At 36.3% G+C, this 21,215-nt stretch carries 14 protein-coding genes; 8 read left to right on the top strand and 6 right to left on the bottom strand.

The features are described 5' to 3' along the window. Nucleotides 1-40: 40 nt before the first annotated feature. Nucleotides 41-295, bottom strand: coding sequence for a hypothetical protein (locus ACM55K_RS04200; protein WP_416848995.1), 255 nt, complete (start codon nt 293-295; stop codon nt 41-43). 21 nt (nt 296-316) lie between these two features. On the opposite strand from ACM55K_RS04200, the gene prfA reads away from it, so the two are divergent. From prfA to ACM55K_RS04185, 3 genes are all read left to right on the top strand, one after another. Next, on the top strand, nt 317-1,393 hold the full coding sequence (gene prfA / locus ACM55K_RS04195) for a peptide chain release factor 1 (RefSeq protein ID WP_416848994.1): 1,077 nt from the start codon (nt 317-319) through the stop codon (nt 1,391-1,393). A 180-nt stretch (nt 1,394-1,573) separates the two neighbouring features. After that, nucleotides 1,574-2,386, top strand: coding sequence for an orotidine-5'-phosphate decarboxylase (pyrF, locus tag ACM55K_RS04190; RefSeq protein WP_416848993.1), 813 nt, complete (start codon nt 1,574-1,576; stop codon nt 2,384-2,386). 71 nt (nt 2,387-2,457) lie between these two features. Then, nucleotides 2,458-3,252 (top strand): ABC transporter substrate-binding protein, encoded by a 795-nt coding sequence (locus ACM55K_RS04185; protein ID WP_416848992.1) that lies wholly within the window; start codon nt 2,458-2,460, stop codon nt 3,250-3,252. Here ACM55K_RS04185 and ACM55K_RS04180 read toward each other — a convergent pair. Further along, entirely contained in the window at nt 3,247-3,396 is a 150-nt protein-coding gene (locus ACM55K_RS04180) for a hypothetical protein (RefSeq protein ID WP_416848991.1), read from the bottom strand. The two genes, ACM55K_RS04185 and ACM55K_RS04180, sit on opposite strands and share 6 nt — an antisense overlap. A 108-nt stretch (nt 3,397-3,504) precedes the next feature. Here ACM55K_RS04180 and ACM55K_RS04175 point away from each other — a divergent pair, with 108 nt between their 5' ends. Beyond that, a complete protein-coding gene (locus ACM55K_RS04175) occupies nt 3,505-4,290 on the top strand; it encodes an alpha/beta fold hydrolase (protein ID WP_416848990.1) in 786 nt (261 codons plus the stop codon). A gap of 216 nt (nt 4,291-4,506) precedes the next feature. Here ACM55K_RS04175 and ACM55K_RS04170 read toward each other — a convergent pair whose 3' ends face one another. Further along, nucleotides 4,507-5,229 (bottom strand): DUF4197 domain-containing protein, encoded by a 723-nt coding sequence (locus tag ACM55K_RS04170; RefSeq protein WP_416848989.1) that lies wholly within the window; start codon nt 5,227-5,229, stop codon nt 4,507-4,509. A 136-nt stretch (nt 5,230-5,365) separates the two neighbouring features. Between ACM55K_RS04170 and ACM55K_RS04165 the strand changes: the two genes are divergently transcribed. After that, the gene (locus ACM55K_RS04165) at nt 5,366-6,022 is read left to right on the top strand and encodes a VOC family protein (RefSeq protein ID WP_416848988.1); all 657 of its coding nucleotides are present in this window, start codon (nt 5,366-5,368) and stop codon (nt 6,020-6,022) included. Nucleotides 6,023-6,324: 302 nt separating this feature from the next. Here the strand turns inward: ACM55K_RS04165 and purU are convergent, their stop codons facing one another. Together purU and ACM55K_RS04155 are read right to left on the bottom strand one after the other, a co-directional pair. Further along, on the bottom strand, nt 6,325-7,179 hold the full coding sequence (gene purU / locus ACM55K_RS04160) for a formyltetrahydrofolate deformylase (protein ID WP_416848987.1): 855 nt from the start codon (nt 7,177-7,179) through the stop codon (nt 6,325-6,327). Between the two features lie 131 nt (nt 7,180-7,310). Next, nucleotides 7,311-8,018, bottom strand: a complete 708-nt coding sequence (locus ACM55K_RS04155) for a DUF4197 domain-containing protein (RefSeq protein WP_416848986.1) — start codon at nt 8,016-8,018, stop codon at nt 7,311-7,313. Between the two features lie 290 nt (nt 8,019-8,308). Here ACM55K_RS04155 and ACM55K_RS04150 point away from each other — a divergent pair, with 290 nt between their 5' ends. Next, the gene (locus ACM55K_RS04150) at nt 8,309-11,761 is read left to right on the top strand and encodes a methylmalonyl-CoA mutase family protein (protein ID WP_416848985.1); all 3,453 of its coding nucleotides are present in this window, start codon (nt 8,309-8,311) and stop codon (nt 11,759-11,761) included. A gap of 267 nt (nt 11,762-12,028) precedes the next feature. Here ACM55K_RS04150 and ACM55K_RS04145 read toward each other — a convergent pair whose 3' ends face one another. Beyond that, nucleotides 12,029-12,427, bottom strand: coding sequence for a FimB/Mfa2 family fimbrial subunit (locus tag ACM55K_RS04145; RefSeq protein WP_416848984.1), 399 nt, complete (start codon nt 12,425-12,427; stop codon nt 12,029-12,031). A 1,353-nt stretch (nt 12,428-13,780) separates the two neighbouring features. Here ACM55K_RS04145 and ACM55K_RS04140 point away from each other — a divergent pair. Both ACM55K_RS04140 and ACM55K_RS04135 read left to right on the top strand, forming a co-directional pair. After that, entirely contained in the window at nt 13,781-18,241 is a 4,461-nt protein-coding gene (locus ACM55K_RS04140) for a T9SS type A sorting domain-containing protein (protein WP_416848983.1), read from the top strand. Between the two features lie 1,231 nt (nt 18,242-19,472). Beyond that, the coding region (locus ACM55K_RS04135; protein WP_416848982.1) for a hypothetical protein at nt 19,473-21,215 on the top strand (1,743 nt) is incomplete at its 3' end.

The following is a 21,215-nucleotide window of genomic DNA, read 5'->3' as shown; positions in this document are numbered from 1 at the left end:
AAATATATATATTTATCCCGAAAATACGTATTAAAATATTTTATTTTTTATATTTTTTTAAAGTAACTGCTTTTAAGTCAGGTATTTTACGGAAAATCATAATTGTTGTTTTTTTAACAAAAATCCCTAGCCCTGACAGCAGTGGCATCCTTTTTCTGGCTTTTTCTGCCAGAAAAAGATACAGCGAATAGCAGGAAACAGCTCCAGATTGCCATACAATTCGTTCCTTATTGTTCGCAATGACAATCTCAATTGGGAACCTTGCAAACTGAATACTTTTTTCGTATTTTTGCACTCCAATAAAAGGACTAAGAAAATGTTAGATAGACTTCAAATAGTAAAACAACGTTTCGATGAGATATCGGATTTAATCATTCAGCCGGATGTTATCTCGGATCAGAAGCGTTATGTGCAATTGAATCAAGAGTATAAAACTTTGAAAGCTTTGGCTGAAAAGCGCGACGAATACGTGCTTCTCATGGCAAATATGGATGAAGCAAACGAAATAATTTCGGATAACAGTGATGCAGATATGACCGAAATGGCCAAAATGCAACTCGATGAAGCCAAAGAAAGATTACCGGAATTAGAGGAAGAAATCAAATTTATGTTGATTCCTAAAGACCCGGAAGATGCCAAAAATGTTATGGTGGAAATTCGTGCCGGAACGGGTGGGGATGAAGCGAGTATTTTTGCAGGGGATTTGTTCCGTATGTACACGAAATATTGTGAGAACAGAGGTTGGAGAACTTCGGTTGTGGATATGAATGAAGGAACTTCGGGCGGTTTCAAAGAGGTGATTTTTGAAGTTACGGGTGAGGATGTTTACGGAACCTTGAAGTTTGAAGCAGGTGTTCACCGTGTGCAACGCGTACCGCAAACAGAAACGCAAGGACGTGTTCACACATCAGCAGCAACTGTTATGGTATTGCCGGAAGCGGAGGAATTTGATGTGCAAATTGATATGAATGATGTACGTGTGGATTTTTTCTGTTCTTCAGGACCAGGCGGACAATCGGTAAATACAACTAAATCAGCTGTTCGTTTGACGCACATTCCAACAGGATTAGTGGCGCAATGTCAGGATCAAAAATCACAACATAAAAATAAAGACAAGGCATTTGGAGTTTTGCGTTCCCGTTTATACGAACAGGAATTAGCCAAAAAACAAGCTGAGGATGCTACAAAACGTACGTCTCAGGTAAGTTCTGGTGACCGTTCCGCAAAAATTCGTACCTATAATTATGCGCAGGGTCGTGTAACGGATCACCGTGTTGGTTTGACGTTATATGATTTAGGGAATATCATGAATGGCGACATTCAGAAAATTGTTGATGAGCTGGCGTTAGTCAACAACATGGAAAAATTGAAAGAAGCCAGCGAAGTTTTTTAAAGAAAAGAGATGCAAGAATAAAGAGAAAAGATACCATACTAAATTATTTAGCATGGTATTTTTTTTAACAGTTTTTTACTGTTTTCGACTTTGTAAAAAATAATAAACAGATTAAATCTTTGTGAACTTTGCGAATCCCGAAGCGTCGGGATTGCGAACTTTGCGGTTAAACACACAACAATGACTACACAACAACTTATAGACCAAATCAGAATAAAGAAATCATTCCTGGCAGTAGGACTCGATGTTGATTTAAATAAAATTCCATCCCATTTATTAGAACTGGAAGATCCTATTTTCGAATTCAATAAAGCGATAATCGATGCGACCCATGATTTAGCGGTGGCTTACAAGCCTAATACTGCTTTTTATGAAGCTTACGGAATAAAAGGTTGGATGTCGTTGCAAAAAACAATTAATTACATCAACTCAACTTATCCGGATATTTTCACAATTGCAGATGCAAAACGTGGTGATATTGGAAATACGTCTTCGATGTATGCCAAAGCTTTTTTTGAAGATTTGAACTTTGACAGCGTTACTGTTGCTCCTTATATGGGGAAAGATTCGGTAGAACCCTTTCTTGCTTTCGAAAATAAACATACTATTATGTTGGCTTTGACTTCCAATGAAGGTGCGTTCGATTTCCAGACTTTAAATGTGGATGGAAAAGAATTGTACAAACACGTATTAGAAACCTCTAAAACGTGGAAAAACAGCGAAAACCTAATGTATGTTGTCGGCGCCACAAAAGCCGAATATTTTACTGAAATTCGTAAAATTGTCCCTGACAGTTTCTTGCTTGTTCCCGGAGTGGGAGCGCAAGGCGGAAGTTTGTCTGAAGTTTGTAAATACGGTATGAATGCTAATGTAGGATTACTGATTAATTCATCCAGAGCCATAATTTATGCTTCAAACGGAACTGATTTTGTTGAAAAAGCAAGAGAAGAGGCGTTGAAAATGCAACAGGAAATGGCAGCGATATTAGGTTAATGATTGTTTAAAGTCTAATGTTTAAAGTTGCTCCACTTTGAACGTAAACCTTTTAACTTTAAACAAAAAACATGAAGACTATAACTGACCAACTCGGGACTTCCCATTCTTTTGAAACTTCACCAAAACGCATTATTTCATTAGTTCCTTCACAAACGGAATTGTTGTATGATTTAGGCTTGGAAGCCAGCATTATTGGGATTACAAAATTCTGTGTGCATCCGTATCATTTTAAGTCAACGAAGAAAATTGTTGGCGGAACCAAGAAAGTGCATTACGAGAAAATCAGATTGTTGCAACCGGATATCATCATTTGTAATAAAGAAGAAAACACACAAGAAATTGTGGAGGAGCTGCGTAAAATTTGTCCGGTTTGGGTGACGGATATTATCACGATTGAAGACAATTCTCAAATGATTACCGATTTTGGTCAGCTTTTCAATTGCAGAACCGAAGCCCAGAAATGGAACGACAAATTGGCTTTTGCCCTGAGCGATTTTAAAAACTTCGTCAAAGATATACCAGTAAAAAAAGCAGCGTATTTCATCTGGAAAAACCCTTTTATGGTCGCTGGTTCGGATAATTTCATCAATGAATTATTAAAACTAAATCATTTTCAGAATATCTACGAAAATAAATCGCGTTACCCAGAAATCGAACTCAAAAAAATGCGATTGGAAGGTGATCCGGATTTGGTTTTTCTATCCTCAGAACCTTTTCCTTTCAAGGAAGAAGATGCTTTTGAAATAGGAAGGCACACGCATCATGCAAAAACGGTGTTTGTAGATGGCGAAATGTTTTCTTGGTATGGAAGCCGCTTGCTAAAAGCGTTTGACTATTTTAAAAAAATACATCAAAAATTATAGTTCACATTCTTCCAGAACTAATTCTTCTGCAGCATCACTAGGATTTACAGTGTTTTTTTCTATTTCGAAATTTTGTTCAGCAAGTATTTGATATTCTTTTTTAAGCTTTTCTATTTCACTTTTCTCTTTCAATAATCCAATCATCGGTGTAATTTTTTTGCAAATTTACGTTTTACAATTGTTAAATTAGTATTAATATATGTTAAGATTGAGATTTAAAATTAAAATCCTATTTTTACAAAAAATAAAAACGTGATTAATTACACCATTTACGAAAATAAAAACACCGATCAGTGGGTCACTTTTGTGCATGGTGCCGGCGGAAGTTCTTCTATCTGGTTCAAACAAATACGCGATTTCAAAAAGCAGTATAATGTATTGTTATTGGATTTGCGTGGTCACGGAGAATCAAAACCCACCTTAAAAACGGCTTTCAAGCAGCACTATACTTTTTCGGCTTTGGCCGATGATATTCTGGAGGTTTTAGACTTTCTAAAAATAAAAAAATCACATTTTGTTGGCATTTCATTGGGTACCATACTCATCAGACAATTAGCCGAAATGTATCCGGATCGTGTTCAAAGTATGATTCTTGGCGGTGCGATCCTGAAAATGAATTTCCGTTCTCAAGTATTGATGCGATTGGGGAATATGTTTAAATATGTATTGCCTTATTTGGTTCTATATAAGTTCTTTGCCTTTGTTATCATGCCTAAAAAAAGTCACAAGCAATCTCGTGTACTTTTTATAAACGAGGCCAAAAAATTATACCAGAAAGAATTTATTAAATGGTTTAAACTCACTGCCGAGATTAATCCGGTTCTCAAATGGTTTCGTCAGGTCGAATTAAATATTCCGACGCTTTATGTTATGGGTGAAGAGGATTATATGTTTTTACCATCGGTTCGAAAAGTGGTGGAGAATCATTATAAATCTTCAAAACTCTTTGTCATAGAAAAGTGTGGACATGTGGTAAATGTGGAGCAACCCAATGTATTCAACGATGCCGTCCTTTCTTTTATAAATACAGCTAAATAAAAAAATGCCTGCATTATAAATGCAGGCAATTCTTTAACTAACCAAAACCAAAATAATAAATAACCAGTTTATTACCCTACAAAGGTCAAACATAAGCGAGCTTTTTGCTGTTAAGATTTTGTTATTACTTTGTTGTGTATACGTTAAGTTTTTTCTTAAATTTTATGAATGATAAAAGTAGGAAGAAACAGTAAATGATTTAGGTGTTGATTGCAATTATTTTTTGTCTTGCAAAGCAAAAACCTTTTTCAATACATCCGAAGTTCTGGCATTTAGATTGGTTCTGATATTTTTTTCTTCGACAGTAATCATTTTGAAAACTCCATCCAGCGCTTTGTTGGTGATATAATCGGTTATATCAGGATTCACTTTTGAAACGAGAGGAATAGTATTGTATTTTTTTATAATGGAAGTCCAAATTACATCAGCACCCACTTTATTGATGGACTTTTGTACAACAGGACTGAATTTCGCATACAATGGTACCGTTGTAGAAGATTGTAAATAAGTGGTGGCGGCAGTATCATTTCCTAACAAAATGCTTTTAGCATCAGTAATAGTGATGTTTTTAATCGCCGAGACAAAAATTGGAGTTGCTTCTTTTACGGCATCTTCAGCAGCACGATTTAATGCTTTAATTCCATCATCTGCTAAATTAGCCATCCCCATTTTTCTAAGTGTTTTGTCAACTCTCGCTAATTCTTCGGGCATTAAAATTTTTACGGTTTCGTTTTTATAAAACCCATCTATTGCTGTTAATTTCGATACTTGTTCAGTTACTCCTTTATTTAATGCTTCTTTTAAACCGGCTGCAATGTCTATGCTCGTATTCGTTTTTGTAAGTGTCGAAGCTTTGTCCGCTGCTTTCTTAATAAAATCTTTAAATTGAGCTGTGCCAATAAATGGAACGAGAAGAAGTAGTAACGCTATTTTTTTCATCTTGTATAATTTGATCCAAAATTAAGCAAAGATTGGCTGGATGCAAAAGATAAAAACAATCAATTTGATTATGATAGCAAGTGTGTTATCTTTGAGATAAACTTCTAAATTCTGTTTATAACTTAAATAAAATGTGATGAATATCCTTGAACTTGAATTATTGACAGCTAATATAAATGAAACGGAGTTGTTTTATAATGAAGTCATTGGATTTAAAACTGTTTCAAAAAACAATTCGAGTATTTCATTTAGAGCAGGTTTCACAAAACTAACGTTCAGGTCTTCTGAAAACATAAAGCCAGTGTACCATTTTGCTTTTGATATACCAAATAATAAATTGCTGGAAGCTTTTGCCTGGATAGAAAAGAAAACGGAAATTCTAGATGTAATTCCACCCGATAAAATTGCAGATTTTTATAATTGGAATGCAAAGTCCTTTTATTTTTATGACAATAATGGAAATGTTTTAGAATTCATTGCCCGTTTTGGTTTGGATAATGCTTCGGAAAAGCCTTTTGATGGATCGTCAATTGTATCGGTTAGCGAGATAGGTTTTGTTTCGAAAAATATTTCACAGTTAAGTGATGAAATTTGTAAAAAGTATGATCTTTCTATATTTTCAAAGCAACCCAAACTAAATAAATTCATTGTTTTAGGAACAGATACGGGGCTTTTTATTCTGGTGGAAGAAAACCGGGATTGGTACCCAACAAATAAAAAAGCAAAATCATTTTGGACTAAAGTAGTATTTGACAACAATGGTAAAGCAATGGAAATTGAAGTTTTAGGTTAATGAAATAATACAAATGCTCACTTTGGTGTTGTCGTCTGGACACATCTGAAAATAGAACACGGATAACACGGATTGAACAGATTAACACAGATTTAAATAAGTGTCATAACCAAGTTCGCCTTTTAATATTATAATCAAAAAAATCTGTGACAATCCGTCTAATCTGTGTTCTATACTAATGTATAAAAATTTATGCGAACATTTTATTATTACAGACAAGATTCTTTAATTCTATGGGGTTACGGCTTCCTCTCCTTTGAAGAATTCCGTCACGATCCTTCGGGATCGGGAGGGGTGAGGATTTAAGAAAACACCACCGTTTTGTTGTTGTAAACCATCGTTTTTCGCTCCGCATGTAATTTTATGGCTCTTGCCAAAACCATGCGTTCCAGATCACGTCCTTTCATAATAAAATCTTCTATAGAATGACTGTGTGAAACTCGGGCAATATCTTGCTCGATAATTGGACCTTCATCTAATCCTTCGGTCACATAATGACTGGTGGCACCAATAATTTTCACGCCGCGCTTAAAAGCGGAATGATAGGGCTTCGCTCCAGGAAATGCAGGAAGAAACGAGTGATGAATATTAATAATTTGATTTTTGTATTGTGCAATTAAATTGGGTGTAATAATCTGCATGTAGCGCGCCAAAACAATAAAGTCAATATTGTATTGATTCAGTAAATCCATTTGTTCTTGTTCGCCTTCGTCCTTAATGTCTTTGGTGAAAGGAACATAATGAAACGGAATAGCAAAACGTTCCGCCACTGATTTTAAATCCTCATGGTTACTTAAAATCAAAGGAATTTCAAGGGGCAATTCACCGGCGCTGTATCGTCCTAAAATGTCATACAAACAATGGTCATATTTAGAAACAAATAGCGCCATTTTTGGTTTTTCGTCTTGGGTATACATTTCCCAAGACATATTAAAAGGATTTGCTAAATTAGCTTGAAAATCAGTTTTGATTGCTTCAATATCCCAATTTTTGGCACTGAACTCACATTCCAAGCGCATGAAAAATACATTTTCATCGGCATCAACATGTTGGTCCAGATAGATAATATTACCATCAATTGAGGCAATATAATTGGTAACAGAGGCTATAATTGCTTTTTGGTCTTCGCAATGTATAAGGATTGTAATTTTTTGCATTTTATGTATTTCTTTCGACTTTAGTCTGATAATAAGAATAGTGTTTTTCAAAACTAAACTTATTTCTTTTTATAAAAAAATTTGATTTTCGTGTTTATGTTTTAAAAATAGAGAACAGTTTAGTATCCAAATTAGTTTTTATCCTGCATCGCAAAAACCTTTTGCAATAAAACAGAAGTTCTAGAACTTAAATTGGTTCTGATATTTTTTTCTTCAACAGCAACCATTTTGAAAACGCCATTCATCGCTTGATTGGTAACATAATCAGTCAAGTCTGGATTCACTTTGTTTACTAATGGAATACTATTGTATTTCGTTATAATGTTAGACCAAACTTTATCGGCACCCACTTTAGTGAATGAATTTTTTATCACAGGATTAAATTTTCCGTACAAAGCTGTTGAGGTGCTATTTTGTAAATAAGTAGTTGCTGAACTTTCATTACCCATCAAAATCGATTTGGCATCCATAAAAGTCATGTTTCTTACCGCATCAACAAATATTGGAGTCGCTTCCTTAACCGCGTCTTCAGCAGCACGATTCAATACTTTTAAACCTTCATCAGCCAATGAACTCAAACCAATTTTTCGTAAACCAGCATCTACCTTTCTTAATTCTTCCGGCAGTAAAATTTTTACGGCTTCATTTCTATAAAAACCATCTGTCGCGGTCAATTTAGTTACTTGTTTAGAAATCCCGTTATTCAGTGCTTCCTTCAATCCTCCTGCAATATCAACTCCACCTATTCCTTGCGTTTGCGGTAATTGATTCAGAACCTGTTGCATTTCGGCACAACTGGAAAGTGATACTGCCGCCACTAAAATTAAAATTTTTTTCATCTTAAATTGTTTTTATAAATTTACTTTATCAATTCGGCCTATGACTTGTGTCAAAAGTACTACTTATTCAAAAATAAAGCCACGATTTTATTTAGGAGCACAAACTTTAGGATTTATTAAGGAACAGTCGTCCCGCTGTCCGCTGTATCCTCGCTGAAAAAGCGAGGGATGCCGCTTCCATCAGGGCTAAATAACAAAATCCTTGCTTATTTATCAACAACTATGACTGAGATTAAATAATTTTTAAAATAAAATCGTAAATTGCACTCTTAAATTATCATATTCATAAAATGGAACTCGTAAAACCGTATATCCCTGTTAATAAAGTAAGAATTGTAACCGCAGCAGCTCTTTTTGATGGTCATGATGCAGCCATTAACATCATGCGTAGAATTATTCAATCTACCGGTGTTGAGGTGATTCATTTAGGTCACGATAGAAGTGTGGAAGAAGTGGTCAATACAGCGATTCAAGAAGACGCTAATGCTATTGCCATAACATCGTATCAAGGAGGTCACAACGAATATTTTAAATATATGTACGACTTGCTTCAAGAAAAAGGAGCTGGACAAATTAAAATATTTGGCGGTGGGGGCGGAGTGATTCTGCCTACAGAAATAGCCGAATTACAAGCCTACGGAATCACCAGAATTTATTCTCCGGATGACGGACGCGCTATGGGGTTACAAGGAATGATAAATGATTTAGTGCAACGCGCTGATTATGCTATTGGAGATCAACTGACTGATGAAATCAATCATTTAGACGAAAAAAATCCAAAAGCCATTGCCCGAATTATTTCATCTGCAGAGAATTTTCCTGATGTTGCAGCCCAAACTTTGGAAGCAATCCATAAAAAAAATGAAAATTGTACTATTCCGGTTCTTGGAATTACGGGAACGGGTGGAGCAGGAAAATCATCGTTGGTAGATGAATTAGTCCGTCGTTTTCTAATCGATTTTCCAGAAAAAACTATTGGGTTAATATCAGTAGATCCATCCAAAAGAAAAACGGGTGGAGCATTGCTTGGTGATAGAATCCGAATGAATGCCATCAATAGTCCTAGAGTTTACATGCGTTCATTGGCAACACGTCAATCGAATTTGGCTTTATCAAAATATGTTGCCGATGCGATTCAAGTGATAAAAGCAGCCAAATATGACATAATAATCTTGGAGACTTCCGGAATCGGGCAATCCGATACGGAGATTATGGATCACTCAGATGTTTCCTTATATGTAATGACACCAGAATTTGGTGCTGCAACCCAGTTAGAAAAAATCGACATGCTTGATTTTGCCGACTTGGTAGCAATAAATAAATTCGACAAACGCGGTTCTCTCGATGCGTTACGAGACGTAAAAAAACAATACCAACGCAACAACAATCTTTGGGATGTCCATCTAGATACACTTCCTGTTTTTGGGACGATTGCTTCGCAGTTTAATGATCCGGGAATGAATACGCTTTACAAAGCGATAATGGATAAAATCCAGGAGAAAACGAATTCTGATTTGAAATCAACGTTCCAAATCACACGTGAAATGAGCGAGAAAATCTTCGTTATTCCACCACACAGAACCCGTTATTTATCTGAAATTGCCGAAAGCAATAGAAAATATGATACTACGGCGGTAAGTCAAGAACATGTAGCCCAGAAATTATACGGAATTTTCAAAACGATTGAATCGGTTGCCAAGAAAATCCCTGAATTAAATAAGACAGGAATTAATGACGATTCGGTTTTACCAAGCACTTTGGAATCTGAAAAACCAAGAGTAGCTGAGGATAGAATCTTTTTAAATCTTTTACTGAATCAATTTGATAAAGTAAAAATGGATTTGGATTCCTACAATTGGGAAATCATTTTGACTTGGAATGAAAAAGTAAATAAATATAAAAATCCAGTTTATACGTTTAAAGTTCGGGACAGAGAAATAAAAATGGCTACGCATACGGAGTCGCTTTCGCATTCTCAAATCCCTAAAATTGCGTTACCAAAGTACAAAGCTTGGGGAGATATTCTTCGTTGGTGTTTGCAGGAAAATGTTCCTGGAGAATTTCCTTTCACGGCAGGTTTGTATCCATTTAAACGGGAAGGAGAAGATCCATCACGAATGTTTGCAGGGGAAGGAGGACCGGAAAGAACCAACAAACGTTTTCATTATGTGAGCGCGGGATTACCTGCAAAACGTTTGTCTACTGCTTTTGACAGTGTGACTTTATATGGAAACGATCCACATGTACGTCCTGATATTTATGGAAAAATCGGGAATGCCGGAGTTTCTATTTGTTGTTTGGATGATGCCAAAAAATTATATTCGGGTTTCGATTTGGTTCATGCGATGACTTCGGTAAGTATGACTATCAATGGACCGGCGCCTATGTTGTTAGGATTTTTCATGAATGCAGCGATTGATCAACAATGTGAGTTTTATATCGCAGCAAACAATCTGGAAACTGAAGTTGCCGAAAAAATCAAAGAAATCTACACTAAAAAAGGAGTAGAAACACCACATTATCAAGGGGATTTACCCGAAGGAAACAACGGTTTAGGATTGATGCTTTTGGGCGTTACCGGAGATGCCGTTTTACCTTTGGAAGTGTATAATGAAATTAAAGCAAGAACTTTATCTCAAGTTCGAGGAACAGTTCAGGCTGATATTCTTAAAGAAGACCAAGCACAAAATACCTGTATTTTCTCTACTGAATTTGCCCTTAGATTAATGGGTGACGTGCAGGAATATTTCATTACCAAGAATGTTAGAAATTTTTATTCGGTTTCCATTTCAGGATATCACATTGCCGAAGCGGGTGCAAATCCTATCACTCAATTGGCTTTCACGCTTTCTAATGGCTTCACGTATGTGGAATATTATTTGAGTCGTGGCATGAATATTAACGATTTTGGACCCAACTTATCCTTCTTTTTCTCGAATGGAGTAGATCCGGAATATGCAGTTATAGGCCGTGTGGCACGTAAAATTTGGGCGAAAGCCATGAAAAATAAATACGGCGCTAACGAACGCGCACAAATGTTGAAATACCACATTCAGACTTCAGGTCGTTCCTTACACGCACAGGAAATTGATTTCAATGATATTCGTACGACTTTACAAGCGTTGTATGCGATTTATGACAACTGTAATTCGTTGCATACGAATGCCTATGATGAAGCCATTACAACGCCTACAGAAGAATCTGTGCGTCGTGCAATGGCAATTCAGCTGATTATCAATAAAGAATTAGGATTGGCCAAAAATGAAAATCCAATTCAAGGCTCGTTCATTATCGAAGAATTGACGGATTTAGTGGAAGCAGCAGTTTTAGAAGAGTTTGACCGAATTACAGAACGTGGCGGTGTTCTTGGCGCTATGGAAACGATGTACCAACGCAGTAAAATTCAGGAAGAAAGTTTGTATTATGAAACCTTGAAACATACCGGTGAATTTCCAATTATCGGAGTGAATACGTTCTTGAGTTCCAAAGGTTCTCCAACGGTAATTCCAGCCGAAGTAATTCGTGCCACCGAAGAAGAAAAACAATATCAAATAGATATGTTGCATCATTTACACCAGTCCAATCAGGATTTAGTAAAGGATCACTTGAATACACTTCAAGAGGCTGCCATTAAAAATGAAAATTTATTCGAACACTTAATGGAAGCGACAAAGGTTTGTTCTTTGGGACAAATTACTTCGGCTTTATTTGAAGTTGGTGGTCAGTATAGAAGAAATATGTAAGCAAAAAGGGTGTGAATCGCTTATCCTGCTTTAGGGCAGGATCTCAGACACTCGCTTTCGCTTTTTAGTTAAAGGGTAGTGGTCGCTTATCCTGCTTTTTTGGGGAATCTTTTTTAATATTTAATAAAGACCTTTCAGTGATGGGAATCCTTTTTGAATTTCTTATAAATTACATTTGAGGCAATAATTTTAATCATAAAAAGAGGCTGTTCTTATAAAGATACAGCCTCTTAAAAATAATATACGGGTATTCTTTTCGGTAACAAACTAATCAACATTTGCTACGTTTTTATTTTTCAATGCCGGTTTGTATACTTCCGAGATTGCTTTTGTTGTTAAAATTGACTTTTCTTCAGAAATAATAATTTCATGTCTTACTTTTTTTAGATTGTTTTCCACAACCAAATAATAAGTTCCAACTGGAAATTCATCTAAATTATATGTCCTTACGATTCCTTTCTCACCTTTTGCATTTTCGGCGTAGATTAAATTATTCTCATTATCATAAATAGACACATTAACTTTTTTGATTTGATTTAGAGAAAAGCTAATTTCATTTCCTTTACCTTTTTTTACATTAAGTAAAAAATCACCGTCGATTGCATACGAACTCATACTAGTCATTGCCACTACCAACAATAAACTTAATTTTAAAATCTTTTTCATGATACTAATTTTTAAATTAATAATTAAAATTTATAATGCTAAATTACTTCACTGAGCTGTGCTGGAACATCGCTATCTTTTCTGATTTAGGTACTATTTTATCATTTACGAAAACGATATATGTTGAAAATATTGGTATTGTACGCCTCTGTTTATCAGGTATTTATGAATAAAAAAAGATAAAAAACCATTTCAATTGTAGTAACGTCCTAAAAAACAGTGATTAATTAATACCTACTATTTGTAGTAAAGTCAAAGCTATCTCAAGACTATTGGGGGTGGCTTTTTTTATATGGCTTAAGTCTTTTTTTTGAATATTAGATTAGATATAAAAGACTTTTCGGCAATGATGAATCTTTTTTTAATGTCATTTTTTGTTCATTACAACATTTCTAAAGAATGAAAATTAATATTTTAAAATCCTTATTATATTTCTGAAATCTTTAAAAAAATGAATCAATTTTAATAGTTTAAGATAATCAATAAGCTCCAGAAATTGTTGTCAAAAAATCAATATAAGTCCAGTTAAATGATTAAAGTGTAAGAGTAATTTGTCGCTTTTAACATTGTTTTTTGATTAACAAAATTTATGTAATAAAACTATTAATTAATTGATTATCAAACAGTTAACGAGTTATTTAGTATTAATATTTTATTGCCGTAAAGCTTTTCTTAGTGAAGGGTGTTCTTTGTCGGGAATAATCGAATGTTGTCTTGTTTAGGTCTGTTTTTTTTCCTTTTTTTGATGTATTACCTAACTTTGGTTTTACAAAAAATTATTTGATTAGGCTTGTTTATCAAGCAACTTTCAGGTTAATAAAAGGATTTTTTTGTTCCCAAAATAAAAGAACCTTTAGATGATGGACTACTTCATTAAATTATTTTTTTTGAAGATGTTTCGTTTTTCTACAAGTTTTCTTCCCCGAGTCTGAAAACTTTTGTTAGATACCTATTTTATTAATTTCAATGCTAATTGTTTTAGATTAGATTTTTAAGATTGCTTTTTTAAGCAACTGTCTGGTTGATAAAGAATTTAGTTATTGTTCCCCACAATAAAAATCCTTTGGACGATGGTGTACTTCATAAATGTTTTTATGAAGGTGTTTTTTTCTATAAGTTTTTTTCCCAAGTCTGTAAATTTTCCTTTTTTCTAATTTATGATGTAAAAATACTTTTATTATGAAAAAGAATACAATTTCGAAGTTTTTCGATGTTTTATCTAGCAAAATAAATTGTTGCTTCTCAACGAAAAACACTGTTTCTAAATTAAGTTTTTTTAAATTTAAGGAGAGAAATTCAATTGATTACCTGTCAAATTTATGGTTTCGTTGTTACCAGATTGTATTACCATTTATGTTGGTAGCAATTTTAATGACAACTTATACCACGAATGCCCAAAATATTCTAGGAAGAGCGCCAGTAATAGCCCCTAAGGGAGGGTTTGCTATTGATGGAAATGCATTTGTTAGAGCTACTGGTGATGATACAGCTTGGGGAGACTTTCTATTCGAGCCAGGTGAAACAAATGCATCTGCTAATCCCGGAGGGATATTTGTGCCTATACCACCCCCTTACAATTACCCGGACGGACCATTACCTCCTGAATTCTATGTTTATCCCAATACCACCTTTTTCAGAGATAATATTACAACTAGTGATCCAACTACTTTCACCGGTAGCAATAAGATTAATGATAAGGTATCCGATTATAGATGGGGCGTTGGTTCTTCACCAAACAAAAATGAAATTCAAAATGCAATTGCCCATTTTACTCATGGGGATCTTGCTTTGGGTGGAAATCCTGCCGATTTATGGTTGATTTTCGCTGCAGACCGTCAAGTAACTGAGGGGAGCAGTTATATCGATTTTGAGATTCTGCAAAAAAAATTAGAAATGACTGTGACAGGAACTGACGCAAAAGGGTTTAATTTTGGAACTTTTACCTCTGCGGCGACTACTCCTAGTAATCCTAGCGGGCGTACAATTAATGATCTTTTAATAACTATTGAGTTTACCCAAGGTGGGGTATCCGCAAATGTTGTTGTTAGACAATGGAATGGAACTGCTTATAGTGATCCAATTACCCCTCCAGCAGGGACTGTTTATGGTACTAATAACACGGGACAAACCATAGTGCCTTATCCTATTTATAATCAAGCTCCTATTTCCACCAATCCTAATTTGTGGGCGTATGCTGCAAATCAATGGGCAGAAGGGGCTGTTAATATAACTAGAATTTTTGGAGGGAATGATCCTTGTTTTGTAATTAGTACCTTATTTGTGAGAACCAGAACTTCTGGTTCTTCCGGTCAATCAGAATTAAAGGATTTTCCCGGAGCACCTTTTCAAGTGAATTTGTGTACGGATGTAATACCACCGACTATTGTCTGTCCAACGGTAACCTCTCCAATTAATTGTCCAGCCACACCATCCTTTGGTGTAGCAACAGCTACCGATAATTGTCCTGGAGCTATACCAATAACTTTTCTCGATGTGACCACTCCAGGCAACTGTCCGGGTAACTACAGCGTGACCAGAACATGGACGGCTACCGATGGTTGCGGCAATACCGCCACCTGTAGCAGAACTATTACGGTTCAGGATACTACACCTCCAGTAATTACTTGTCCTACGGTAGTATCACCTATTAACTGTCCTGCCACACCATCTTTCGGAGTAGCAACAGCTACCGATACCTGTGACCCAAGTGTGGCAATCACTTTTACTGACGTAACCACCCCAGGCAACTGCCCAGGTAACTATAGTGTGACCAGAACATGGACCGCTACAGATGATTGCGGTAATACCGCATCTTGTAGCAGAACCATCAACGTTCAGGATATTTCTCCGCCAGTAATTACCTGTCCTGCAGTAGTGTCGCTAATTAACTGTCCTGCCACTCCTAATTTTGGTACAGCAACAGCTACTGATACCTGTGATCCAAGTGTGGCAATCACTTTTGCTGATGTAACCACTCCAGGCAACTGTCCGGGTAATTACAGCGTGACCAGAACATGGACCGCTACAGATGATTGCGGTAATACCGCATCTTGTAGCAGAACCATCACCGTTCAGGATATTACCCCTCCGGTAATTACTTGTCCTACAGTAGTATCGCCGATAAACTGTCCTGCTACTCCTAATTTCGGAACAGCAACAGCCACCGATACCTGTGATCCAAGTGTGGCAATTACATTTGCTGATGTAACCACTCCAGGCAACTGTCCGGGTAATTATAGCGTGACCAGAACATGGACCGCTACAGATGATTGTGGTAATACCGCTTCCTGCAGCAGAACTATTGTGGTTCAGGATACTACACCTCCAGTAATTACTTGTCCTACGGTAGTGTCACCGATTAACTGTCCTGCCACACCAACTTTTGGTCCGGCAACAGCTACCGATACTTGTGACCCAAGTGTGGCAATTACTTTTACTGATGTAACCACTCCAGGCAGTTGTCCAAGTAACTACAGCGTGACCAGAACATGGACGGCTACCGATGATTGTGGTAATACTGCAACCTGTAGCAGAACCATAAACGTTCAGGATACCACACCTCCAGTAATTACTTGTCCTACGGTAGTATCACCGATTAATTGTCCCGCCACTCCGACTTTCGGAACAGCAACAGCTACCGATACGTGTGACCCAAGCGTGGCAATTACTTTTGCTGATGTAACCACTCCAGGTAACTGTCCGGGTAATTATAGCGTGACCAGAACATGGACGGCTACAGATGATTGCGGTAATACCGCATCTTGTAGTAGAACCATTAACGTTCAGGATACCACACCTCCAGTAATTACTTGTCCTACGGTAGTATCACCAATTAATTGTCCCGCCACTCCGACTTTCGGAACAGCAACAGCTACCGATACCTGTGACCCTAGTGTGGCAATTACTTTTGCTGATGTTACCACTCCTGGCAACTGTCCGGGTAATTATAGCGTGACCAGAACATGGACCGCTACAGATGATTGTGGTAATACCGCTACTTGTAGCAGAACCATCAACGTTCAGGATACCACACCTCCAGTAATTACTTGTGCTACGGTAGTATCACCAATTAATTGTCCCGCTACTCCGACTTTCGGAACAGCAACAGCTACCGATACGTGTGACCCTAGTGTGGCAATCACTTTTGCTGATGTAACCACTCCAGGCAACTGTCCGGGTAACTACAGCGTGACCAGAACATGGACCGCTACAGATGATTGTGGTAATACCGCATCTTGTAGCAGAACCATCAACGTTCAGGATACTACACCTCCAGTAATTACTTGTCCTACGGTAACCTCACCTATTAACTGTCCTGCCACTCCGACTTTCGGTGTAGCAACAGCTACCGACACCTGTGACCCAAGTGTGGCAATCACTTTTACTGATGCAACCACTCCAGGCAACTGTCCAGGTAATTATAGCGTGACCAGAACATGGACCGCTACAGATGATTGTGGTAATACCGCTTCCTGTAGTAGAACCATTAACGTTCAGGATACCACACCTCCAGTAATTACTTGTCCTACGGTAACCTCACCTATTAGCTGTCCAGGCACCCCAACTTTTGGTCTAGCAACAGCTACCGATACGTGTGATCCTAGTGTGACAATCACTTTTGCTGATGTAACCACTCCAGGCAGTTGTCCAAGTAACTACAGTGTGACCAGAACATGGACGGCTACCGATGATTGCGGCAATACCGCTACTTGTAGCAGAACTATTGCGGTGCAGGATACAATTGCTCCAGTGATCATATGTTCAGGTCCTAAAACGATTGAATGTAATGCTGAATTTAATTTTGATGAGCCAACTGCTACTGATAATTGTAGTACGCTAACCGTTATTACTGTTGGTACAGTAGTCAATGCTGATGGAAGTCAAACACGTACTTGGAAAGCAGTTGATGCTTGTGGTAATGAGTCTACTTCCTGTAGCCAAACCATTAGTGTTACTCCTTGTGCCCACATCTTCCCGACTCAGACTACCTGTTGTAATTTTACCACAGGAACCGCTATCGGATTAAACAATGTATGTACAACTGTTAGCAATAAAACAGTGACTAATGCTGTACCAGGTGTATTCTTCTACTATTCAAATGTTACTGCCCCTGCAGCTAACTTCACAATTGTAGTAAAACAAACCAATGACGGAGATTTAAATAAACTGTTTAGTATTCAAAATTCAAATCAGGTTCGTTTGTTTACAAGTAGTTGTGAAAGCGTGACCTTTACAGGAAGTATTATAAATGGAGGAAAAGATGCAAGTTATGTTGTATCAGGCGCCACTCCGGGAGCTACTTATATTATTTCGGTGAAATACGAAGTGAAATCAATTATTGATGCTGTTTATTCTGGTGCTGATTTGGTTAGTAAGTATACTTTCGCAAGTTTCATTAATAACTCACTTACAGCTGCTGCAGGAAGTACTGGAACTATAGATGCAGTTGCAGGGTGTTCAGACAATACTCCATTACCTGGAAATTGTACACTTCCTACAACAATTGCACCTAGTACGATCAATAAAGCTCCTACTATTGAAGCAAAAATTGAAAGCGTAGGTTTTGATGCATATCCGGTTCCTTTCAAAGACCAGCTTACTATTAGATATAAATTTGATTATGTGTCTGATGTAAAAATTGAGGTGTTCAATGCACAAGGTATTTTAGTACTTTCAAAAACTGATGCTCATGGTTATTTGAACAAAGAAATTGCACTAAGCCTTAAAGCAAATAAAGGACAAGAGCAAGTTTATGTTGTAAAAGTAACTACGGACAGAGGAAGCAGTACTAAAAAAGTAATCTCTTCCAGATAATTCTCAATAATTGTCTAATCCCTAAAAAAGAATGAAATGGATTAGAGTATATAAAAATAAGCCTCGGAAGTAAAAATTTCCGAGGTTTGTTTTTGTTGTTTTTTAATTGAATTTTAAGTTATTGTATAAAACTACTTTGAGGTTGATAAAAGATTTTTTTGTTCCTCACTCTAAAATATTCTTTGGATGATGAAGCACTTCATTAGTATTTTCATCATTTGTATTTTACTAAAAGTGGATTAATTTTCATTTAATATTTATACTAAAATCAAAGCCATTTCAATAGTATTGATTTGGCTTTGATTTTATCTTTTATAACCATCTTGGTTTTTATTCTCATTATCATTTCGTTCTATATTTCGAAAGAATAAAAATCTACATTTTAAAAATCCTTGTGATGCTTCTGAAGACGTTAAAAAAATGAGTGAATTTTAATAATTTAAAATTCACAATAATTGTCTAAAATTGTTATCTAAAAATCAGTATAAATGCAATTAAATGATTAAAATGTAAGAGGGATTTATGGTCTTTAACATTATTTTTTGATTAACAAAATTTATGTAATAAAAATATTAATTAATTGAAAATCAAATAGTTAACAGGTTTTTTAGTATTAATTTTTTAGTGCTGTAAAGGTTTTCTTAGTGAACTATGTTCCTTGTCGGGAATAATAGAATGTTGTCTTGTTTAGCTTTGTTTTTTTTTCATTTTTTACTGTAATACCTAACTTTGGTTTAACAAAAAATTATTTGATTTTAAGTTGTTTATCAAGCAGCTTTCAGATTAATATAAGGACCTTTTTGTTTCCCCATAATAAAATATCCTTAAATGATGGAGTACTTCATAAAATTATTTTTTGAAGATGTTTCGTTTTTTACAAGTTTTATCCCTGAATTTGAAAACTTTTGTTTACCCTATTTTTATTATTTTTTAATTCTAATCATTTTAAATCAATATTTTAAATTGTTTTAAAAAAGTGTTTTTTTGTTAGTAATAAGGATATGATTTTTGATTCCCAAATCACATATCCAGTTTATTGAGAGTATACTTCATAAATCTATTTTTTGAAGATGGTCGTTTTCTAGGAGTTACATTTTTCAAAAATGTAAACTTTTTTTTCTAATGTAATCGTATAAAATACAATTTATGAAACAACACACTTTAGTTTTTCGCAACCCCAAACTCTACTAATGCTTTCTTGTTAATAATATGGTCTTAAAACCAAATTATTATGAAAAAAATTATCTCTTTTAAGATAAAAAGTATGCAAGAATATTGTTGTACTTTTTTCCAACTTTTAAACGTAGGTTTTTCAAAATTTAATTTTATAACTCTTATTGATTCTCTATCAAGACTATGGTCTTGCTATGGGCGTCAGTCGTTTGCTTTGCCACTAATGTTGGCAGCAATTTTAATGACGGGTTATAGAGTTAATGCGCAGGGGGCAATAAGAGGCATAGTGCCAGTACAATACCCTCATAGTGGTTCAGGTGTTGATGGCGATGCCTTTGCTCATGAACCTACTGGTACTATATATGGATCTATTGATCCTACACATCAAGGTGTAGGTGATTTATTTGACAAATTGCATCCTACTATAGATGGGCATGGTGTAGTCAGCCCAGTTACAGGCCAAGTTTTTTACAAACCCACGGACCTTGTTACTGTACCGGTCAGCTATTTTCTGCAGGATCCTTATCTAAATGATCCAACGATATTTACACTCTCTAATAAGATAAATGATAATCCCAACACCTATACTTGGGGTGCAGGATCTTCGCCTAACAAAAATGAAATCCAAAATTGTGGAGCACATTTTAGTTATGGAGATTCAGGCGTAACAGGTGGAGTAAGTATTGATAATCAAACCTTTGTTGCCGGTACTAGTGGACCTGGACTTGAAACGGATTTATGGTGTCTTTTTGCAGGGGACCGTCAGGTAACCAATGGGAGCAGTTACATAGATTTTGAGTTTTTACAGGCTCCTTTAACGATTACTGGTGCTGTTCTTGGCGGCCCTGACCCCCTAACTGGTATTAGACCAATTACAGGGGGTAGTGGTGGGTTTACTACATCAGGAACCCAAGGAGGACGTACAGTAGGTGACATATTGCTGACTATTGAATTTACCCAAGGAGGCGGTGACGCTAACGTCGTGATTCGGGTATGGACAGCAGTGGGAAGTGGTTTTGAATATGTGGTTCATCCCAACTCTGAGTTTTTTGGCGATGTTTATTTAACCAATAATTTTTCGACTACCACAGTACCCTTTGACGTATATGGAAGTGGCATCGGTAATGGTGTCTATGCTCCAAATCAATGGGCTGAGGGCGCTATCAATCTTACCCAAGTGCTTAAAGCGATTAATAATCCATGCTTTACAATCAGTACACTGTTTATTAGAACAAGATCTTCAGGAAATTCAGCTCAATCCGAATTAAAGGATTTTCCGGGAGCTCCAATTCAGTTGAATTTGGATTTGAGTAATCTGGCAGTTACCTGCTCTGAGCCTGTTACTTTACCAGTATGCAGCACGACCGAAGCAATAACAACAGCTTACAATACTTGGAAAGCTGGTTTCAGTAATACGGGTGGAATTAGTCCAGTTACTGATAACCTGGTAGATTTTCCGCCTTTAGGCAATCTGACCTGTGGTGGACAATTGAGTTTCGAATATAAAGTATTTGATGCTTGCCACAAAATTCCTAAAACATGCACTAGTACTTTTACTGTTGTAAAAGACGATATCATGCCAGTAATTAGTGCTCTACCTGCTGCATCTACCATCAATTGTCCTGCCTTGCCTGCCTTTGCACAAGCAACAGCAACGGATAATTGTACGGTTGCTTCTTTAACTTTTGCCGATGTAACTACTCCAGGCAACTGTCCGGGTAATTACAGCGTGACCCGAACTTGGACCGCAACAGATGATTGTGGAAACAGATCAACAGCTTCACAAAGAATCAATGTTCAG

Source organism: Flavobacterium arabinosi, assembly GCF_048158725.1.
In the GTDB taxonomy this organism is placed as follows: Bacteria; Bacteroidota; Bacteroidia; order Flavobacteriales; family Flavobacteriaceae; genus Flavobacterium; species Flavobacterium arabinosi.
Note: the sequence above shows the minus strand (reverse complement) of the source record. Positions and strands in the feature narration are given on the sequence as shown.

What these genes read in the sequence shown, in the direction of transcription:
- prfA (WP_416848994.1), top strand. Translation starts at nt 317, where the DNA reads ATGTTAGATAGACTTCAAATAGTAAAACAACGTTTCGATGAGATATCG.
- pyrF (WP_416848993.1), top strand. Translation starts at nt 1,574, where the DNA reads ATGACTACACAACAACTTATAGACCAAATCAGAATAAAGAAATCATTC.
- ACM55K_RS04185 (WP_416848992.1), top strand. Translation starts at nt 2,458, where the DNA reads ATGAAGACTATAACTGACCAACTCGGGACTTCCCATTCTTTTGAAACT.
- ACM55K_RS04180 (WP_416848991.1), bottom strand. Translation starts at nt 3,396, where the DNA reads ATGATTGGATTATTGAAAGAGAAAAGTGAAATAGAAAAGCTTAAAAAA.
- ACM55K_RS04170 (WP_416848989.1), bottom strand. Translation starts at nt 5,229, where the DNA reads ATGAAAAAAATAGCGTTACTACTTCTTCTCGTTCCATTTATTGGCACA.
- ACM55K_RS04165 (WP_416848988.1), top strand. Translation starts at nt 5,366, where the DNA reads ATGAATATCCTTGAACTTGAATTATTGACAGCTAATATAAATGAAACG.
- purU (WP_416848987.1), bottom strand. Translation starts at nt 7,179, where the DNA reads ATGCAAAAAATTACAATCCTTATACATTGCGAAGACCAAAAAGCAATT.
- ACM55K_RS04155 (WP_416848986.1), bottom strand. Translation starts at nt 8,018, where the DNA reads ATGAAAAAAATTTTAATTTTAGTGGCGGCAGTATCACTTTCCAGTTGT.
- ACM55K_RS04150 (WP_416848985.1), top strand. Translation starts at nt 8,309, where the DNA reads ATGGAACTCGTAAAACCGTATATCCCTGTTAATAAAGTAAGAATTGTA.
- ACM55K_RS04145 (WP_416848984.1), bottom strand. Translation starts at nt 12,427, where the DNA reads ATGAAAAAGATTTTAAAATTAAGTTTATTGTTGGTAGTGGCAATGACT.
- ACM55K_RS04140 (WP_416848983.1), top strand. Translation starts at nt 13,781, where the DNA reads ATGTTGGTAGCAATTTTAATGACAACTTATACCACGAATGCCCAAAAT.